This is a genomic window from Actinomadura sp. NPDC000929 (assembly GCF_040492065.1).
GTDB classification, from domain to species: Bacteria; Actinomycetota; Actinomycetes; order Streptosporangiales; family Streptosporangiaceae; genus Spirillospora; species Spirillospora verrucosospora.
The window spans coordinates 43,350-58,770 of the sequence record NZ_JBEUPA010000015.1; the positions used below are offsets into that span (position 1 = coordinate 43,350).

14 protein-coding genes are annotated in these 15,421 nt (G+C 72.9%); 6 read left to right on the plus strand and 8 right to left on the minus strand.

Going from position 1 to position 15,421, the window contains the following annotated elements; genetic code table 11:
• Positions 1-24: 24 nt before the first annotated feature.
• Complete coding sequence (locus ABWI04_RS08570) at positions 25-1,620, minus strand: dolichyl-phosphate-mannose--protein mannosyltransferase (protein ID WP_353831996.1); 1,596 nt, start codon at positions 1,618-1,620, stop codon at positions 25-27.
• A 239-nt stretch (positions 1,621-1,859) separates the two neighbouring features.
• Complete coding sequence (gene sigJ, locus ABWI04_RS08575) at positions 1,860-2,798, minus strand: RNA polymerase sigma factor SigJ (RefSeq protein ID WP_353831997.1); 939 nt, start codon at positions 2,796-2,798, stop codon at positions 1,860-1,862.
• Between the two features lie 157 nt (positions 2,799-2,955).
• Here sigJ and ABWI04_RS08580 point away from each other — a divergent pair, with 157 nt between their 5' ends.
• On the plus strand, positions 2,956-3,585 hold the full coding sequence (locus tag ABWI04_RS08580) for an LUD domain-containing protein (protein ID WP_353831998.1): 630 nt from the start codon (positions 2,956-2,958) through the stop codon (positions 3,583-3,585).
• Positions 3,586-3,700: 115 nt separating this feature from the next.
• Here ABWI04_RS08580 and ABWI04_RS08585 read toward each other — a convergent pair whose 3' ends face one another.
• Positions 3,701-3,880: a hypothetical protein gene (locus ABWI04_RS08585; RefSeq protein WP_353831999.1), complete on the minus strand. Its 180-nt coding sequence runs from the start codon at positions 3,878-3,880 to the stop codon at positions 3,701-3,703.
• A gap of 371 nt (positions 3,881-4,251) precedes the next feature.
• Between ABWI04_RS08585 and ABWI04_RS08590 the strand changes: the two genes are divergently transcribed.
• Positions 4,252-5,868 (plus strand): hypothetical protein, encoded by a 1,617-nt coding sequence (locus ABWI04_RS08590; RefSeq protein ID WP_353832000.1) that lies wholly within the window; start codon positions 4,252-4,254, stop codon positions 5,866-5,868.
• A gap of 71 nt (positions 5,869-5,939) precedes the next feature.
• Here the strand turns inward: ABWI04_RS08590 and ABWI04_RS08595 are convergent, their stop codons facing one another.
• Genes ABWI04_RS08595 through ABWI04_RS08605 form a run of 3 tightly spaced genes read right to left on the minus strand, consistent with a single transcriptional unit; the run spans position 5,940 to position 8,377 of the window.
• The gene (locus ABWI04_RS08595; RefSeq protein ID WP_345170945.1) at positions 5,940-6,713 is read right to left on the minus strand and encodes an ABC transporter permease; all 774 of its coding nucleotides are present in this window, start codon (positions 6,711-6,713) and stop codon (positions 5,940-5,942) included.
• Entirely contained in the window at positions 6,710-7,681 is a 972-nt protein-coding gene (locus ABWI04_RS08600) for an ATP-binding cassette domain-containing protein (RefSeq protein ID WP_345170947.1), read from the minus strand. The genes ABWI04_RS08595 and ABWI04_RS08600 overlap by 4 nt, the downstream gene beginning before the upstream one ends.
• A gap of 36 nt (positions 7,682-7,717) precedes the next feature.
• On the minus strand, positions 7,718-8,377 hold the full coding sequence (locus tag ABWI04_RS08605; RefSeq protein WP_353832001.1) for a DUF4097 family beta strand repeat-containing protein: 660 nt from the start codon (positions 8,375-8,377) through the stop codon (positions 7,718-7,720).
• Between the two features lie 252 nt (positions 8,378-8,629).
• On the opposite strand from ABWI04_RS08605, the gene ABWI04_RS08610 reads away from it, so the two are divergent.
• Positions 8,630-9,376: a GbsR/MarR family transcriptional regulator gene (locus ABWI04_RS08610; RefSeq protein ID WP_353832002.1), complete on the plus strand. Its 747-nt coding sequence runs from the start codon at positions 8,630-8,632 to the stop codon at positions 9,374-9,376.
• 164 nt (positions 9,377-9,540) lie between these two features.
• Positions 9,541-11,076 carry an MFS transporter gene (locus ABWI04_RS08615; protein WP_353832003.1) on the plus strand — a complete coding sequence of 512 codons (1,536 nt, stop codon included), beginning with the start codon at positions 9,541-9,543 and terminating at the stop codon, positions 11,074-11,076.
• A gap of 162 nt (positions 11,077-11,238) precedes the next feature.
• Here ABWI04_RS08615 and ABWI04_RS08620 read toward each other — a convergent pair whose 3' ends face one another.
• The gene (locus ABWI04_RS08620) at positions 11,239-11,925 is read right to left on the minus strand and encodes a response regulator (RefSeq protein ID WP_353832004.1); all 687 of its coding nucleotides are present in this window, start codon (positions 11,923-11,925) and stop codon (positions 11,239-11,241) included.
• Entirely contained in the window at positions 11,895-13,226 is a 1,332-nt protein-coding gene (locus ABWI04_RS08625) for a sensor histidine kinase (protein ID WP_353832005.1), read from the minus strand. Before ABWI04_RS08625 ends, ABWI04_RS08620 begins: the two co-directional genes overlap by 31 nt.
• Before the next feature lie 126 nt (positions 13,227-13,352).
• Between ABWI04_RS08625 and ABWI04_RS08630 the strand changes: the two genes are divergently transcribed.
• Both ABWI04_RS08630 and ABWI04_RS08635 read left to right on the plus strand, forming a co-directional pair.
• Positions 13,353-14,648, plus strand: coding sequence for an SGNH/GDSL hydrolase family protein (locus ABWI04_RS08630; protein WP_353832006.1), 1,296 nt, complete (start codon positions 13,353-13,355; stop codon positions 14,646-14,648).
• Positions 14,645-15,418: an ABC transporter ATP-binding protein gene (locus ABWI04_RS08635; RefSeq protein ID WP_502913124.1), complete on the plus strand. Its 774-nt coding sequence runs from the start codon at positions 14,645-14,647 to the stop codon at positions 15,416-15,418. Before ABWI04_RS08630 ends, ABWI04_RS08635 begins: the two co-directional genes overlap by 4 nt.
• Positions 15,419-15,421 lie beyond the last annotated feature (3 nt).

Sequence of the window (15,421 nt, forward strand, 5' to 3'; positions counted from 1 at the left end):
GCGGACGTGCGGGCCGGCGCGAGGTCACGTCCACCCGGGAAGCCACAGGCGGGCCTGCCGGCCGGCCTCCGGAAGGGGCTCGCCTGTGAGGATCGGCAGGAGGTGGGACAGGTTCACCGCCACGAGCGCGAGGTAGGCGGCCCCGGCGGCGCCGAGCAGCAGGCGCGGCACGGGCCGCTCCCGGTACGGGGCGGAGACGCCGTCGAAGAGCAGGACGATCGCGAGGATCGCGAACGGCAGCATCGGCAGCGCGTAGGTGGAGTACATCGTCCGGCCGGCGAGCGCGGCGGGGAACCAGGGCAGCCAGCTCGCGAGGTAGCCGCCCACGACCGCCGCGGCCCGCCGGTCGCGCGCCGCGAAGGCGCAGACCACCATGCCGAGCAGCGCGACGATGGAGAACCACCAGAGCGCAGGCGTGCCGAGGTGGGAGATCTCGCTGACGCACTTCGCGGCGCCGCAGCCGTCTCGTCCCTGCGGTACGGAGGTGCGCCACATGACGGGCGGATGTCCGAGGACGGGCCACTGCCAGGGCCACGACTGGCCGGGGTTCGGCTGCGTCACGCCGCTGTGGAAGTCCAGAGTCATCGCGTGGTAGTGCCACAGCGACCGCAGCGGATCGAGGAACGACGGCCACAGGCCGCTCGGATGCGCCTCGGCCCAGCGCCGCTGGAACCCCGGGACGTTCTGGCCGAAGAGGGTCTTCTGCAGCGGCGTCCCTGAGACGAACCAGCCCCACCAACTAGCCAGGTAGACGACCCCGGCGACGGCCCACACCTGGACCAGCGACGGCAGGAGGTCGAGCCTGACCATGCCACGCCACGGCCGGACGGCTCCGGTGTCCTTGCGCGCTTTCCCGTCCCAGATCAGCGCCAGCACCCAGAAGAACACGAACACGGAGGCGCCGGACCATTTCGTCGCGCAGGCGAGGCCGAAGCAGACCCCGCCCGCCAAGCGCCACCCATGCCAGACGAACGGCCCGCCAAGCCCCCCGCTTTCGGAACGCGCGGCCAGGGCGGCCCGCGTCCTGTCCCGATCGGCGATGAGGCAGCCGAACCCGGCCAGCACCCACACGAGCAGGAAGATGTCGAGCATGGACGCGCGACTGGACACCAGCCACGAGCCGTCCAGCGCGAGCAGCAGCCCGGCCGCGCAGCCGAGAACGGTCGAGCCGGTCAGCCGCCGCGCGATGCGGGCCAGCAGCAGGACCGCCAGCACGCCCGCCGCACCGGCCGCGCACCGGTAACCGAACGGGCCGGATCCGAAGAGCGCCATCCCGGCGGCGATGAGCCACTTCCCGAGCGGCGGATGCGCGGCCCACTCGCCGCCGCCCGCGAGCCCCGCCGCGGGATGCCCGGCGATGAAGAGGGAGTCGGCGTACTCGCCGTTCGGCCCGCCGCGCCAGTTGTGCTCGACCCCGTAGTGCAGGAACGCCCAGGCGTCCTTGGCGTAGTACGTCTCGTCCCAGACGAGGGCGTGAGGGGCGCCCAGCCGGTGGAACACCAGGAACCCGGCGAACGCCGCGACGACCAGCGGCCCGGCCCAGCCCCACGCGGACGCGCGCCGACCGGCCGGCGCGCCGGCCGCGGACGCCGGTTCTTCCACCGCTACGGAGGCGGTCAAGGTGCTCCCCTTCGCTAAGGCGTGGACGGGGAGAAGAACCGTAATGAGCGGCGCACCACCGGATGAACCAAGTCCGCGACGAAGAAAGGGCGGCGATTACTCACCTCTGTGAGTTTTCTAACGTCCCGCCCCGGAAACCCGAATGCCGTTATAGAAGCGAACGACAACTTCCCCGAACACCGCTGTCCCAAGACGCGCGATTTCCGCCCCGCGAAAGGGGCAAGGCCCGGAACGCCCCGTCACCCTGCCGTCCAGCCGCGGAGTTTCTCGGGGTTGCGCACCACCCAGATGCGCCGGATCCGGTCTTCCGCGACCTGGAACGCGAACACCGACACGATGGCGCCGTTCTGCTGCGCCACCAGGCCGGGCTGCCCGTTGACCAAACGCTCCGCGAACGTCATGTCGTCGGGCCTGCGCCGGGCGAGTTCGAGCCAGGCGCGCGCGATCCGCTCGCCGCCCTCGATGGGGGGCGAGAAGGTGGTGGCGAGGCCGCCGCCGTCGGCGACCGCCGTGGCGTCGGGGTCGACCAGGCGGATGAGGGCGTCGATGTCCTTCGCCTCCCACGCCCGCCTGAAGTCTCTGACGACAGCGGCGTGCCGGGCCGGCGGTGTCGCGGAGGGCTGCGAGGCGCGGACGCGGCGGCGGGCCGAGGAGGCCAGCTGGCGGCACGCCGCCGGAGTGCGGCCGACGATCTCGGCCACTTCGGCGAAGGGGTGGCGGAAGACGTCGTGCAGGATGAACGCGACGCGCTCGGCGGGGGTCATCGATTCGAGCACGACCAGGAAGGCCAGGCTGAGCGACTCGTCCAGGGTGACCCGGTCGGCCGGGTCGGCGGCCGCGCCGTCCGGCCGCCCGCCGATCCACTCCGCGCGCTCGGGCAGCGGCTCGGGGATCCAGTCGCCCACATACGTCTCTCGCCGGGCCCGCGCCGAGCCGAGCACGTTGAGGCAGATGCGGCCGGCGACCGTCGTCAGCCAGGCCCCGGGCACCTCGACGGCCTCCTGCTGCTGCCGGGACATGGCGTACCAGCGGGCGTAGGTCTCCTGCACGGCGTCCTCGGCCTCGGCCAAAGAGCCCAGGAGCCGGTAGGCGAGACCGGTCAGGCGCCGCCGCTCGCTCATGATCGCGTCCAGGTCCGGGTCGGGCCGGTCCTGCTCGGGCTCGGATCGGATGGTCATGGCGCCGACGGCTCCCTCGGTCGAATCGGTCCTCACCCCTTCGACAGGACGGCGCACCGGAATGTGAGGCGGCGCACCGGCCTCACGTTTCCGCGGGCTGCGTTGTCGAACTGCTCAGACGACCCCATCATCCGGCGACAAGGAGCTCAGCGACATCATGACCACCTCGATTCCGGCGCCGCAGTTCACCGAAGCGGCGCCCGGGCGGCGTCTGGAGCGGGCGGCCGCCGCCCTCACCGCGCACGGTTTCACCGTCGAGATCCTCGATGACGCCGCCGCCGCGCGCACCCGTGTCAGGGAGCTGATCCCCGAGGGCGCCGGCGTGTTCACCGCGGCCAGCGAGACCCTCCGCCTGTCCGGCATCGACGACGACATCAACGGCAGCGGACGATACGACGCCGTCAAGCCGCGCATCCTGGCCATGGACCGCGCCACCCGGACGGACGAGATCCGGCGGCTGTGCGCCACCCCCGACGTCGTCGTCGGCAGCGTCCACGCGGTCACCGAGACCGGTTCCCTCGTGGTCGCCTCGGGCAGCGGAAGCCAGTTGCCCGGCTACTCCGGCGGAGCCGCCCGCGCGATCTGGATCGCCGGCGCCCAGAAGGTGGTGCCCGACCTGAGCACCGCGCTGCGCCGCGTCGAAGACCACTGCCTGCCGCTGGAGAACGCCCGCGCCCTGAAGGCCTACGGCACGCCCAGCGCCGTCAACCGCCTCCTCATCCTCAACGCGGAATACCAACCCGGACGCGGCACCGTCCTGCTCCTCCGCGAGACCATCGGCTTCTGACCCCCGAAGCCCGTCCGACGAGGCGGGGGCCCCGGGCTCGTCCCGGAGCCCCGGGAGGTCGGCGGGGCGCGCCGCGCCGGGGGGCCGCCCGGCGCGTCGGCGAGCTGCCCGAGGGTCAGCGCTGGGTGATCCACACGATCAGCCACGCGGTGAACGCGCATCCGAGGGTGTAGGCGATGCCGCGTGCGGCCGCGAACATGCCCGCCTGCGCCAGCCGACGGACCATCCGGCGGAGCCCGCCCTGGCGCGTCGTCCGGCGAGGCCGGCCGTTCTTCGGCACCGCGACACGACCCATTGACCGATTATTCCGGTTTTTACTGGAGTCAACCACTCTTTACTGCTTTCCAGCCCCTCCATTCGGGGCGTCCGCGTCCGAGGGTTTCGGACAGGAGGATGTAACGATTTGTAGCGAAATTCCAGAACGGTGTTCTGGTTGTTCGTTCTCGACTGCTTTGGTCGACTGGGTCGGCATCTATGCAGGTTGGACCCCTTCTGGGCGTGTTGTTTTGAAAGACGAACTAGGCAGGGAGATACTGGTTTGACTTCCTTGCGGCGCGTCTTCGGCGAGTCTCTACCGATGATCCAATTTCCCGGTAACGGGAGAGGGGGACGCCGCGGGGATTTTTCGTTTTCGCGAGTTCTCCCGTTCCGGGGGAAGGAGATCGCGTGGGCTCACACGGACGCCCCAAGAAGAAGATCAACGAGGACTTCCCGCAGGTCGCGGCGTTGTCCCAATACCTTCGCGACCTCATGGAGGCACGAAGGCTCACCAAGGACAGGCTGCTCGCCGCCGCCGGGATCCGGGGGCACAGCCGCCTCGACTGCTACCTCAACGGCGATGCGGTGCCCGAGGAGCGGGTGCTGGAGGCGTTCTTCGTCGCGCCGCTGGAGACCGTCCGGGAGCTGGACGACGACGAGGCGCGCACTCTGCGGGAGCGGTACCGGGCCGCCCGTGACGAGCGGAAGCCCCGCCCGGCGACCCACGCGGACCAGGTGCCGATCCTGGAGAAGGACCTGGCGACCGCGAAGAAGGACCTGGCGGCGGCGGAGGAGACGCTCAAGCGGATGTGGGGCCTGGTCGCGCTGCTGACCGCGCACGGCGAACGCCATCGTCAGACCGCCGAGGAACTCCGCGAGGCCCTCGGGCACCTGGAGGCCGGTCTGGCCGCCGCCAAGCAGCAGCTGCGGGAGGCCGAGGAAGCCGAGCGGCACAGCAACGCCCAGGCCGAGATGCTGAAGTTCCAGGCGTCCTGGTTCTCCCAGAAGCTGACCCAGCGGGCCATGCGGGTCGACGGCCTGCACGAGCATGCCCGGGTCATGGAGACCTCCCTGGTGAAGGCGCTGACGAAGATCTCCCGGCAGGGGGAGACCATCCAGGAGCTGAAGGACATGCAGCTTCTTCAGGAGCGGCTCAGCGCCCACTACCGCGACACCATCGCCGTCTTGGAGAAGGCCCGGGAGGACGACGAGGACAAGTACCGCCGGGCGCTGGAGGAGTGGGGCCAGGCCGTCCGGGACTGGGACCGGGAGAAGGCCACCCTCACCGGGCAGGTCGAAGGTCTCCAGCGGGAAGTCGAACGCCTGAAGGCCCGCGACGGCCAGGTCAGCCCGGTTTCCCTGAGGCGGGGGAACATGGCCGGCGCGGTGGAGTGGGGACGGCCCGGCTGGTATCTCAACAGCACCCGTCCCGACGTCGAGGCCTACTGGGATGGACAGCGGTGGACCGGTGAGAAGCGCCCCGCCCACCCCGCCGCCCGCGAGATGTGGCGCCCCAAGGGCCGCCACGCCCGGCCCGAGCCCACCGAGGACGAGCGCAACGCCGTGGCCGCCTGGAACGGGTACTGCCTCTGCTACCAGCTCCTGGAGCACCAGGCCCCCGGCTGGGCGGCTTCGATGATCGCGCGACGGCCCGGCAGCGACCTGCGGGTCCTGCTCCTGCCTCTCGGGCTCATGGCCGTCCCCACGTCCGACGACTCCGCCTACCGGTCTTTCGAGGCCGGCTTCTGGCGCGCGATCGAGAACCGGTGCCTCACTGAGGGCGACGCCCAAAAAGCCTTCCGCAGGTCCAGGCGCAACACCGGCGGCGGCCGCCACGTCAGCCCCACCAACAGCACCGTGCCCGACCTTCCCCTCGTCTCCGTCCCCTTCGCGGAGCGCCCCGTCATCGACTCCTGGTCATCCGACGGGCGTGCGATCGAAGGCGACGGCTCCTGGAACGTCACGGGCACACCGGCCCCCGATTTCTGGGCGGCCACCGCCAGCCTTTTCCGCCTGAGGCGGTGAACCACTGGGCCGGGAAACGGTCAGGGCCGTCAGACCCTTTGGTCTGACGGCCCTGGTCGGCCGGTTCACGGTCAGGCCTTGTTGTAGGTGCGCTTGGCCCAGAAGTAGGAGAGGAGGGCGAGGCCGGCGCACCACGCGGCGGCGATGGCGCCGCTGTTGCCGATCGGGGTGCCGAGCAGGAGCCCGCGGACGGTCTCCATGATCGGGGTGAAGGGCTGGTACTCGGCGAACCAGCGCAGGGCGGTGGGCATGGAGTCGGTGGGGACGAAGCCGCTGCCGAGGAAGGGCAGGAGGATCAGCGGCATCGGGGCGTTGCTGGCGGCCTCGGGGGTCGAGGCCTTCAGGCCGAGGGCGACCGACAGCCAGGTGACGGCCACCGCGAACAGGGTCAGCATCCCGGCGGTCGCCAGCCACTCGACGGCGGAGGCGTTCGGGCGGAAGCCGATCGCCAGCGCGATGCCGATGAGGACGGCCATGCCGAAGAGCTGCTGGACGACGCTGGCGACGACGTGGCCGGTGAGGACCGAGGCCCGGGAGATCCGCATGGTGCGGAAGCGGGCGACGATGCCCTCGGTCATGTCGGTGGCGACCATGACGGCGGTTCCGGTCGCGGCGGTCGCGGCCGTCATGAGCAGGATGCCGGGGACGACGTAGTTCACGTAGGCGTCGCGGCCGCCGCCGAGCCCGCTGCCGAGGGTGCCGCCGAGGACGTAGACGAACAGCAGCAGGATGATGACCGGCGTGATGATCAGCTGGATGGTCATGGACGGGTAGCGGACGATGCGCTTGAGCTGCCGCCGGACCATGGTGGAGGAGTCGCGCGCGGCGAGGGTGAGCGTGCTCATCGGAGGGCCTCCTTGGTTCCGGCCGTGTCGTCGGCCTGCCGGCCGGTGAGGGTGAGGAAGACGTCGTCGAGGTCGGGCGTGTGCACCGACATCTCGTCGATCTCGATCGAGTGGTCGTCCAGGACGGCGAGCACGTCCCGGATCATCCGGACGCTGCCGTCGCTCGGCACCTGGAGGGTGAACGCCTCCGGGTCGGGGGTGCCGGCGCCGAGGGCCAGCGCGGCGGCGTCGAGCCGGCCGGGCTCGCCGAACTTCAGCAGGATGTGGCCGCCGGGGATGCGCCGCTTCAGCTCCTCGGAGGTGCCCTCGGCGATCAGCCGCCCCTGGTCGAGGAGGGCGATGCGGTCGGCGAGCTCGTCGGCCTCCTCCAGGTACTGCGTGGTGAGGAAGATGGTGACGCCGTCCCGGACGAGGTCGCGGACGATGCCCCACATGGCGCGGCGGCTGCGCGGGTCGAGTCCGGTGGTGGGCTCGTCCAGGAAGATCAGCTTGGGGTCGCCGACCAGGGTCATCGCCAGGTCGAGCCGGCGCTGCATGCCGCCGGAGTAGGTCGAGGCCGGCTTGCCCGCCGCGTCGACCAGGTCGAACTTCTCCAGCAGTTCGGCGGCCTTCCGCCTGCCCTCGCTCTTCGGCAGGTGCCTGAGGTCGGCCATGAGGAGGAGGTTCTCCTCGCCGGTCAGGAGCTTGTCGACCGCCGAATACTGCCCGGTCACCCCGATCGCGCCGCGCACGTCGTCGGCCTGGCGGCCGAGGTCGAACCCCGCGACGCGGACCTCGCCGGCGTCGGCCCGGATCAGCGTGGACAGGATCTGGACGGTGGTGGTCTTGCCCGCGCCGTTCGGGCCGAGCAGGGAGAAGATCGTTCCTTCGGGGACGGACAGGTCGATGCCGTCCAGGACGACCTTCTCGCCCTTCTTGTCGCGGTAGGACTTGCGCAGCCCGGTCGCCGCGATGGCCAGGTCGGTCATGGTGCTGCTCCTTTGGGGGTCGCGTCGAGCCGCGGGTCAGAGGCTGCGGGCGGTGATGTCGCCGTGCATCGTGGTGGCGTGGAGGTCGAGTTCGGCGGTGCCGTCGTTCTTGAGGGTGTTGGTGATGCGGCCCTGGCTGGTGCCGGCGTCCAGGGAGGCCGAGACGCCCGCGGCGGCGCCGACCGAGATGTCGCCGGACATGGTGCGCAGGACGACCTTGCCGCCCGCGGCCTCGGTGATCCGGATGTCGCCCCGCTGGGTGCTGATCTCCGCGGGGCCGCCCAGCCGGCCGACCTCGACATCGCCGTCGGTGGCGGTGAGGCGCAGGCTCGCGGCCTCGTCCAGCTTGATCGAGCGGTAGGCGCCCTCGAAGGCGACGTCGCCGAACCGTCCGACGGTCCGGAGCTCGGCGGCGGCCGCCTTCCCCTCGACCCGGGACCCGGTGGGCAGCTGGACCGTCACCTCGACCGCCCCGGAGGAGCCGAGGCGGTTGTTCACCGGGACCGCGATCCGCAGGACTCCGTCCGCGTACTCGACCGCGGTCTGCTCCGCGGCCTTCACGTCGCGGCCCTTGGACGCGTCGGCGGGCCGGACCTCGACCGCGGTGTCGGTGCGGTCGGCGGCGATGAGCTGGACGCGGCCGGCGGGGACGTCCAGGACGGCGGTGATCGGGGCGGGGGTGTCGAACTTCTGCATCGTGCTCTCCTTGCGGTCCGCCTTGCGGCTGCTTGTTTCGAACAACGCAAAAGCTACGTTGCTTTCCAGATATAGGCAACACGATCTTTGCATTGAAGTAGCGTTTGCGCAGGTCAAAATTAGATAATCATTGCAACAGACTGAAATCTAACGCAACGCAACGCTGCCGAACGTTGCAATGTACTGAAGGTGAACGCTATGGTGGAGGCGTCAGGGAACGCCACGGCCCCGCGGGGCACGAAAGGGGTCGTGATGCCGGGAGGCAGGCTCACCCAGCAGGAGCGCCAGCAGATAGCGGTGGGGCTGGCCGACGGCCTCGCCTACGCGGAGATCGCGCGCCGCCTCGACCGTCCGACCTCCACGGTCACGCGCGAGGTGATGCGCAACGGCGGCCCCACCGGCTACCGCGCCGACCTGGCCCACCACGCCACCCAGCGCCGAACCCGGCGGCGCACCCAGACCGCGGCCCGGGGGACGCGGGCGGCGCCGCAGCCCTACGGACGCGACGCCGAGGCGGTGCTGGAGTTCCAGGAGACCCTCGCCACCGTCATCATGACGGCGGGCCTGCCCAAGATGACGGCCCGGGTGCTGAGCTGCCTCTACACCGCCGACACCAGCCTCACCGCCTCCGAACTCGCCGAGCGGCTCCAGGTCAGCCCCGCGTCCATCTCCAAGGCGGTCACGTTCCTCGCGGACCTGGAACTCATCCGCCGGGAGAGCGACGGCCGGCGCGACCGCTACGTCGTCGACAACGACCTCTGGTACCAGTCGATGATCCGCAGCATCCGGGACAACGACCGCTTCAGCGAAGCAGCGCGGGAGGGCGTCGCCGTCCTCGGGCGCGGCACCCCGGCCGCCACCCGCCTGGAGAACGCCGCCCGCTTCCTCGACTTCGTCAGCGAAAGCCTGAATCGGGCCGTGGAGCAGGCCCGCGACGTCCTCTACACCAAGCCGGAAACGCCCCCGGTCGCCGCCGCGCCGGAACCGGACCGCGGCTAGGGCCGTCCCGGCGCCCCGGCCGGACGCGGGCGGCGTCATCGCGGCCCGTGGCGCAGTTCACACGAGCGGCCTGTCAGAAGGACGCGGCCGCCGGTGTCTCGTGTGCGTCAGGAGGCCCGCGATCGATTCGCGCGGCACGCCGCACCACGAGTGAGGACGAAGTCATGGCGACCACGAAGGCGCCCGCGCCGCCGCCCGGCTCGCGCCGCTGGGCCGCGCTGCCGTTCATCGGCCTGGCCCAGCTAATGATCGTTCTGGACGGGACGGTCGTGAACATCGCGCTGCCGTCGCTCCAGCGGGACCTGCAGATCTCCGACGGCGACCGGCAGTGGATCATCACCGCGTACACGCTGGCGTTCGGGAGCCTGCTACTGCTCGGCGGCCGGATCGCCGACTACACCGGCCGGAAGCGGGCCTTCCTGGTCGCCCTGCTCGGCTTCGCCGGCGCGTCGGCGCTCGGCGGCGCGGCGGCCGGCTTCGAGATGCTGCTGACGGCCCGCGCGCTGCAGGGCGCGTTCGGCGCGCTGCTCGGGCCGTCCGCGCTGTCGCTGCTGGCCGTGACCTTCACCGGGCCGAAGGACCGCGCCAAGGCGTTCGGGATCTGGGGCGCGATCTCCGCCGCGGGCGGCGCGATCGGGCTGCTGGCCGGCGGGGCGCTGACCGACTACCTGGACTGGCGCTGGTGCCTGTACATCAACATCCCGATCGCCGTGGTCGCGGCGGTCGGCGGGTTCGCGATGCTCACCGAGTCCCGGCACCCGGGCTCCGCCCGGTTCGACTTCCTCGGCGTCCTGCCGGTCACCGGCGGGCTGGTCGCGATCGTGTACGCCACGGGCCGGGCCGGGCCGGACGGCTGGGGCTCGGCGAAGGTCATCGGCCTGCTCGCCGCCGGCGCGGTGCTGCTCGCCGCGTTCGCCCTCGTCGAGAGCCGCGTCGCGCAGCCGCTGCTGCCGCTGCGCGTGGTCGCCGACCGGACCCGCGGCGGCGCCTACCTGGCCGTGGGCCTGGCCGTCATCGGGATGTTCGGCGCGTTCCTCTTCCTGACGTACTACATGCAGGTCGTCAAGGGATACTCGCCGATCAGAACGGGTGCGGCCTTCCTTCCGATGGCCACGGCGGTGCTGCTGTCGGCCGGCGGCCTCACCACCCGGCTGCTGCCCAGGGTCGCGCCGCGCGCTCTGATCGTCCCCGGCATGCTGGTGAGCTCCGCCGGCATGCTGTGGATGCTCACCCTGGAGCCCGGCACCCCCTACGCCGCGGGCGTCCTCGTCGCCCAGCTCCTCCTGGGCTTCGGGGCGGGCATGATCATGCCGGTCGCCCTCGACTACGCGACCCACGGCGTCGGCCAGGGCGACTCCGGCATCGCCTCGGCGACCGTCAACACCGCGCAGCAGATCGGCGGTTCGATCGGCATCGCGCTGCTCAACACCATCGCCACCGCGGCGACCGCGGACTACCTGGCCTCGCACGGCCCGAGCCCGGCCGTCGCCAGGCAGGCACTGGTGGAGGGCTTCGCCGCGGCCGGCGCCTGGTCCGCCGGGATCCTCGTGGTCGGCGCGCTGATCGTCGCCGTCCTGATGAACACCCCGCGCCCCGAGCTCCAGACCGTTTCCGAGCACCGCCCCCCTGAGGACCCGGCCGTGCCCGAGGGCGCCGCGGCCCCGGGCCTGTCGCCCGGAGCCCCCGCCCCCAGCGTCTGACACACAGCGGCCGCGACCGCCGCCCAGACCACGGCCGACAGCCTCAAGGGCACGAGCCTGGTCGGCGGCGGCCCGGCCGCACTGATCTCAGTCGGCGAAGTCGAGGCCGGGGGTGAGCGAGCCACCCGGACCCTCGGGACGCGCCGGGCCTCACGGCCGGCCTCAGCCGGGGTCTGGGGTGGGGGGACGGTCTCGGAGGTAGGTCAGGACGGCGAGGACCCGGCGGTGCGTGTCGTCGGTCTGGGGGAGGTCGAGCTTGGCCAGGATGCTGCGGACGTGCTTGCCCACGGTCGCTTCGGTGACGACCAGCCGGCGGGCGATGGCGGCGTTGGAGCTGCCCTCGGCGATCAGCGCGAGCACCTCGTGCTCGCGGGGGGACAACGCGGCGAGCGGGTCACGGCGGCGGCCGATGAGCTGCCGGATGACCTTCGGGTCCACCACCGTCCCGCCGTCGAGGACCTGGCGCAGCGCGGCGACGAAGTCGGCGACGTCCACCACCCGGTCCTTGAGCAGGTAGCCGACCCGGCGGCCGTCGCCGGAGTCGAGCAGGTCGGCGGCGTAGCTCAGCTCGACGTACTGGCTGAGCGCCACCACCGCGAGGCCCGGGTCGGCGCGGCGCAGCCGCACGGCGGCCCGCAGGCCCTCGTCGGAGAAGCCCGGCGGCATCCGGATGTCGGTGATGACCAGGTCGGGGCGGTGCTCGGCGACGGCCGCGAGCAGGGCCTCGGCGTCGTCGACGGCGGCGGCCACGTCGAAGCCGAACCTGGCCAGCAGCCCCGCCAGGCCCTCCCGCAGCAGGACGCCGTCCTCGGCGAGGACTACCCGGACGGCGGTCGGTTCGGTTCGCAAGGCAGCTCCACGCGGACGAGGGTCGGCCCCCCGGCGGGACTCGACACGAGCAGTCTGCCGTCGATCACCGCCACCCGGTCGGCGAGGCCGGTCAGCCCGGTGCCGCGGGACGGGTCGGCGCCGCCCCCGCCCTCGTCGGCGACCTCCACCGTGAGGACGCCGCCGGCGAGGCGCGCGACCACCGCGGCCCGGTCGGCGCCGCTGTGCTTGGCGGCGTTCGTGAGCGCCTCGGCCGCGGCGAAGTAGGCCGTGCTCTCGACCTGGCGGGGAAGCCGTCCGGGCAGGTCGGCCTCGACGGCGACCGCGAGCGGGGACCGGTCGGCCAGCTCGCCCAGCGCCGCCGCCAGGCCCCGGTCGGTGAGGACGCGGGGGTGGATCCCGTGGACGAGTTCCCGCAGCTCGGTCATGAGCAGCTTGGCCTCCGCGTGGGCGTCCGCGACGCTGCCGGCCGCCGGGGACCCGGGCGGCAGGTCGACGCGGGCGATCCCGAGCTTCAGGGTGAGGGAGAGCAGCCGCTGCTGGGCGCCGTCGTGCAGGTCGCGCTCGATGCGGCGCCGCTCGGCCTCGAACGCGTCGACCAGCCGGGCGCGGGACCGCGCGACCTCGACCAGCTCGGCCTGGAGCCGTTGCCCCGAGCCGTTGCGCAGGGACGTCCGGGCGAGCGCGCCCTGCGCCGCGGCGACCAGGCCGAGCAGGTACGGGACGGCGGGCAGCAGCACCAGCCCCGCGGCCGCGTAGGGCAGCGCCTCCTCCGGCGTCGCGATCTTCACCGGGCCGAGCACCATCGGCCCGTCGCCGCCGAGCATGATCAGCGGGGCGACCACGGCGCCGGACTCGAAGGCCAGCACGGACAGCAGCGCCGCGTACAGGACGGGGACGGCGGCCGACAGCAGCAGGAAGTAGCCGAGCGCGCGCCAGGTGACCGGTTCGGTGTAGCGGGTGCGGAGCCACGGCAGGACGCCCCGCTCGGGCGGCCGCCGATGCCCCGGGCCCGCCGGACGGGCGTCCACCAGGCGGAGCCGGCGCCGTTCCAGACCGGTCAGCGGGATGGTCACCGCCGGCCCGAGCCCGGCGACCAGCAGGAGGCCGAGGACGGCCGGCAGCGCGCGCTCGCCGAGCGCGGCGTCCGAGGCGGCGGCGAGGATCAGCGGCGTCCCGAGCAGCGCGAGCGGCAGTCCCGCCGCGACCACGACGACCACGGTCGACAGCAGGTAGCCGGCGGCGCGCCAAGGCCAGGCCGTCAGCAGGAAGCCGCGGCGTCCCATCGCGGCCAGCAGGGTGGGCGGCGGGTCGTTCGGCACAGGCGTACGCTAGCCGACCCCGCGCCGTGCCCGGCCCGCGCGAACGCGGAGGTAGTGCTAGGCATACCTCCAAGTTGGTGGGCCACCGTGATGCGGTCGCCGGTGCCCCGGCGGTGGGATCGGAGCATGAGACGAAAGCTCCCCGCACGGGCCGTCGCGCCCTTGGCCGGCGTCACCGCTGCCGCGCTGATCGCCGGGCTCGGATACGCCTGGCCCCGTCCCGCCCCTTCCGCCGCACATGCGGCGTCCTTCAGGACCGCGGGCTGGTCGCAGAGCTGGGGCGCGGCGATGCAGCGCCCGATCGCCGGCGGCGAGGACGAGGGCCCGAACTGGTCCGTGGAAGGCTTCGGCGACCACTCGCTGCGCCAGGTCGTCCGGCTCAGCGCGGGCGGTGCTCAGGTGCGGATCCGGCTGTCCAACCTCTACGGGACCCGTCCGCTGCGGGTCGCCGCCGCGGCCGTCGCCCGCTCGGCGGGCGGCGCCCAGGCGTGGCCGGGCACCACGGCGGCGCTGAGGTTCGGCGGGACGCGGTCCGCCACCGTGGCGCCGGGCGCCGACATCGTCAGCGATCCGGTGCCGCTGGCCACCGTTCCGCTGGAGAAGCTGGCGGTCACGCTGCGGTTCACCGGCGCGACGGGGCCCGCGACGTTCCACCGCTTCACCACCCAGCCCGCCTACCGCGCCTCCGGCGACCACCTGTCCGACGAGGGCGCCGGCGCCTACACCCGTTCCACGGACGCGCTGTACTACCTGGCGGGCGTGGACGTCACCGGCGGGAACGGCGGGACGGTGGTCGCCTTCGGGGACTCGCTCATCGACGGCGTCGGAGCCGCCCCCGGCGCCGACGCGCGCCTGCCGGACGCGCTGGCCGAGCGGCTGGCCGCCGCCCGCAGCCCGCTCGGCGTCGTCAACGCGGGCATCGGCGGCAACCGGCTGCGCCACGACTCGGCATGCGCCGGGGAGAGGGCCACCGCCCGGTTCGCCCGCGACGTCCTGGACCGTCCCGGCGTGCGGGCAGTGATCGTCCATCTGGGCGCCAACGACATCCGCGAGACCCCCGGCGACCCGTGCCTGCGGCCGGGCGGACCGGCGACCGCCGCGCAGGTCATCGACGCCCAGCGGCAACTGGTCCGCGCCGCCCGCGCCCGCGGCCTCAAGGTCGTCGGGACGACCATCCTCCCGATGAAGGGCGCCCTGTTCCCGGTGTGGACGCCCCAGGTGGAGAAGAACCGCGACGCCGTCAACCACTGGATCCGGACCAGCGGCACCTACGACGCCGTTCTGGACGCCGACCGCATCATGGCCGACCCCGCCGACCCCGACCGTCCCCGCCTCTCGTACGTCTACCAGGACGGGCTGCACCCCAACGACGCGGGCTACCAGGCCCTGGCGCGCGGCGTCGACCTGCGGAAACTGCGATGAGGGGTCCCGCGGTGACGGGTCCCGGTCCCGCGCCCGCCACCGCTCCGGTCGCGCCGGTGCAGCTGTACCAGGTGAGCAGGCACTACGGGACGGGCGAAGCGCGGGTGCAGGCGCTGGCCGACGTCAGCGTGACCTTCCCCGCCGGTTCCTGGACGGCCGTGATGGGCCCCTCGGGTTCGGGGAAGTCGACCCTGCTGCACTGCGCCGCGGGCCTCGACAAGGTGACGTCCGGGCGCGTCGTGCTCGCCGGGCTGGACGTCACCCACGCCGCCGACGCGACCCTGACCGGCCTGCGGCGCCGCGCCGTGGGGTTCGTCTTCCAGAACTTCAACCTCATCGCCTCGCTCACCGCCGAGCAGAACGTCGCGCTCCCGCTGAAGCTCGCCGGCGCCCGGCCGTCGCGCCACGACGTCCGGGCCGCCCTCGCGGACGTGGGCCTGGCCGACCGCGCGCGGCACCGTCCGCGCGAGCTGTCGGGCGGGCAGCAGCAGCGGGTGGCGATCGCCCGCGCGATGGTGACGCGGCCTTCGGTGCTGTTCGCCGACGAGCCCACCGGGGCCCTGGACACCGGGTCGGCCCGCATCGTCCTGCGGCTGCTGCGCCGCATGGTCGACACCGCCGGGCAGACCGTCGTGATGGTCACCCACGACCCGGTCGCGGCGGCGAGCGCCGACGCGGTGGTGTTCCTGTCGGACGGCCGGGTCGCCGACCGCCTGATGCGCCCGTCCGCCGCCCAGGTGGCCGAGCGCCTCACCCGGTTGGAGGGCTGACCC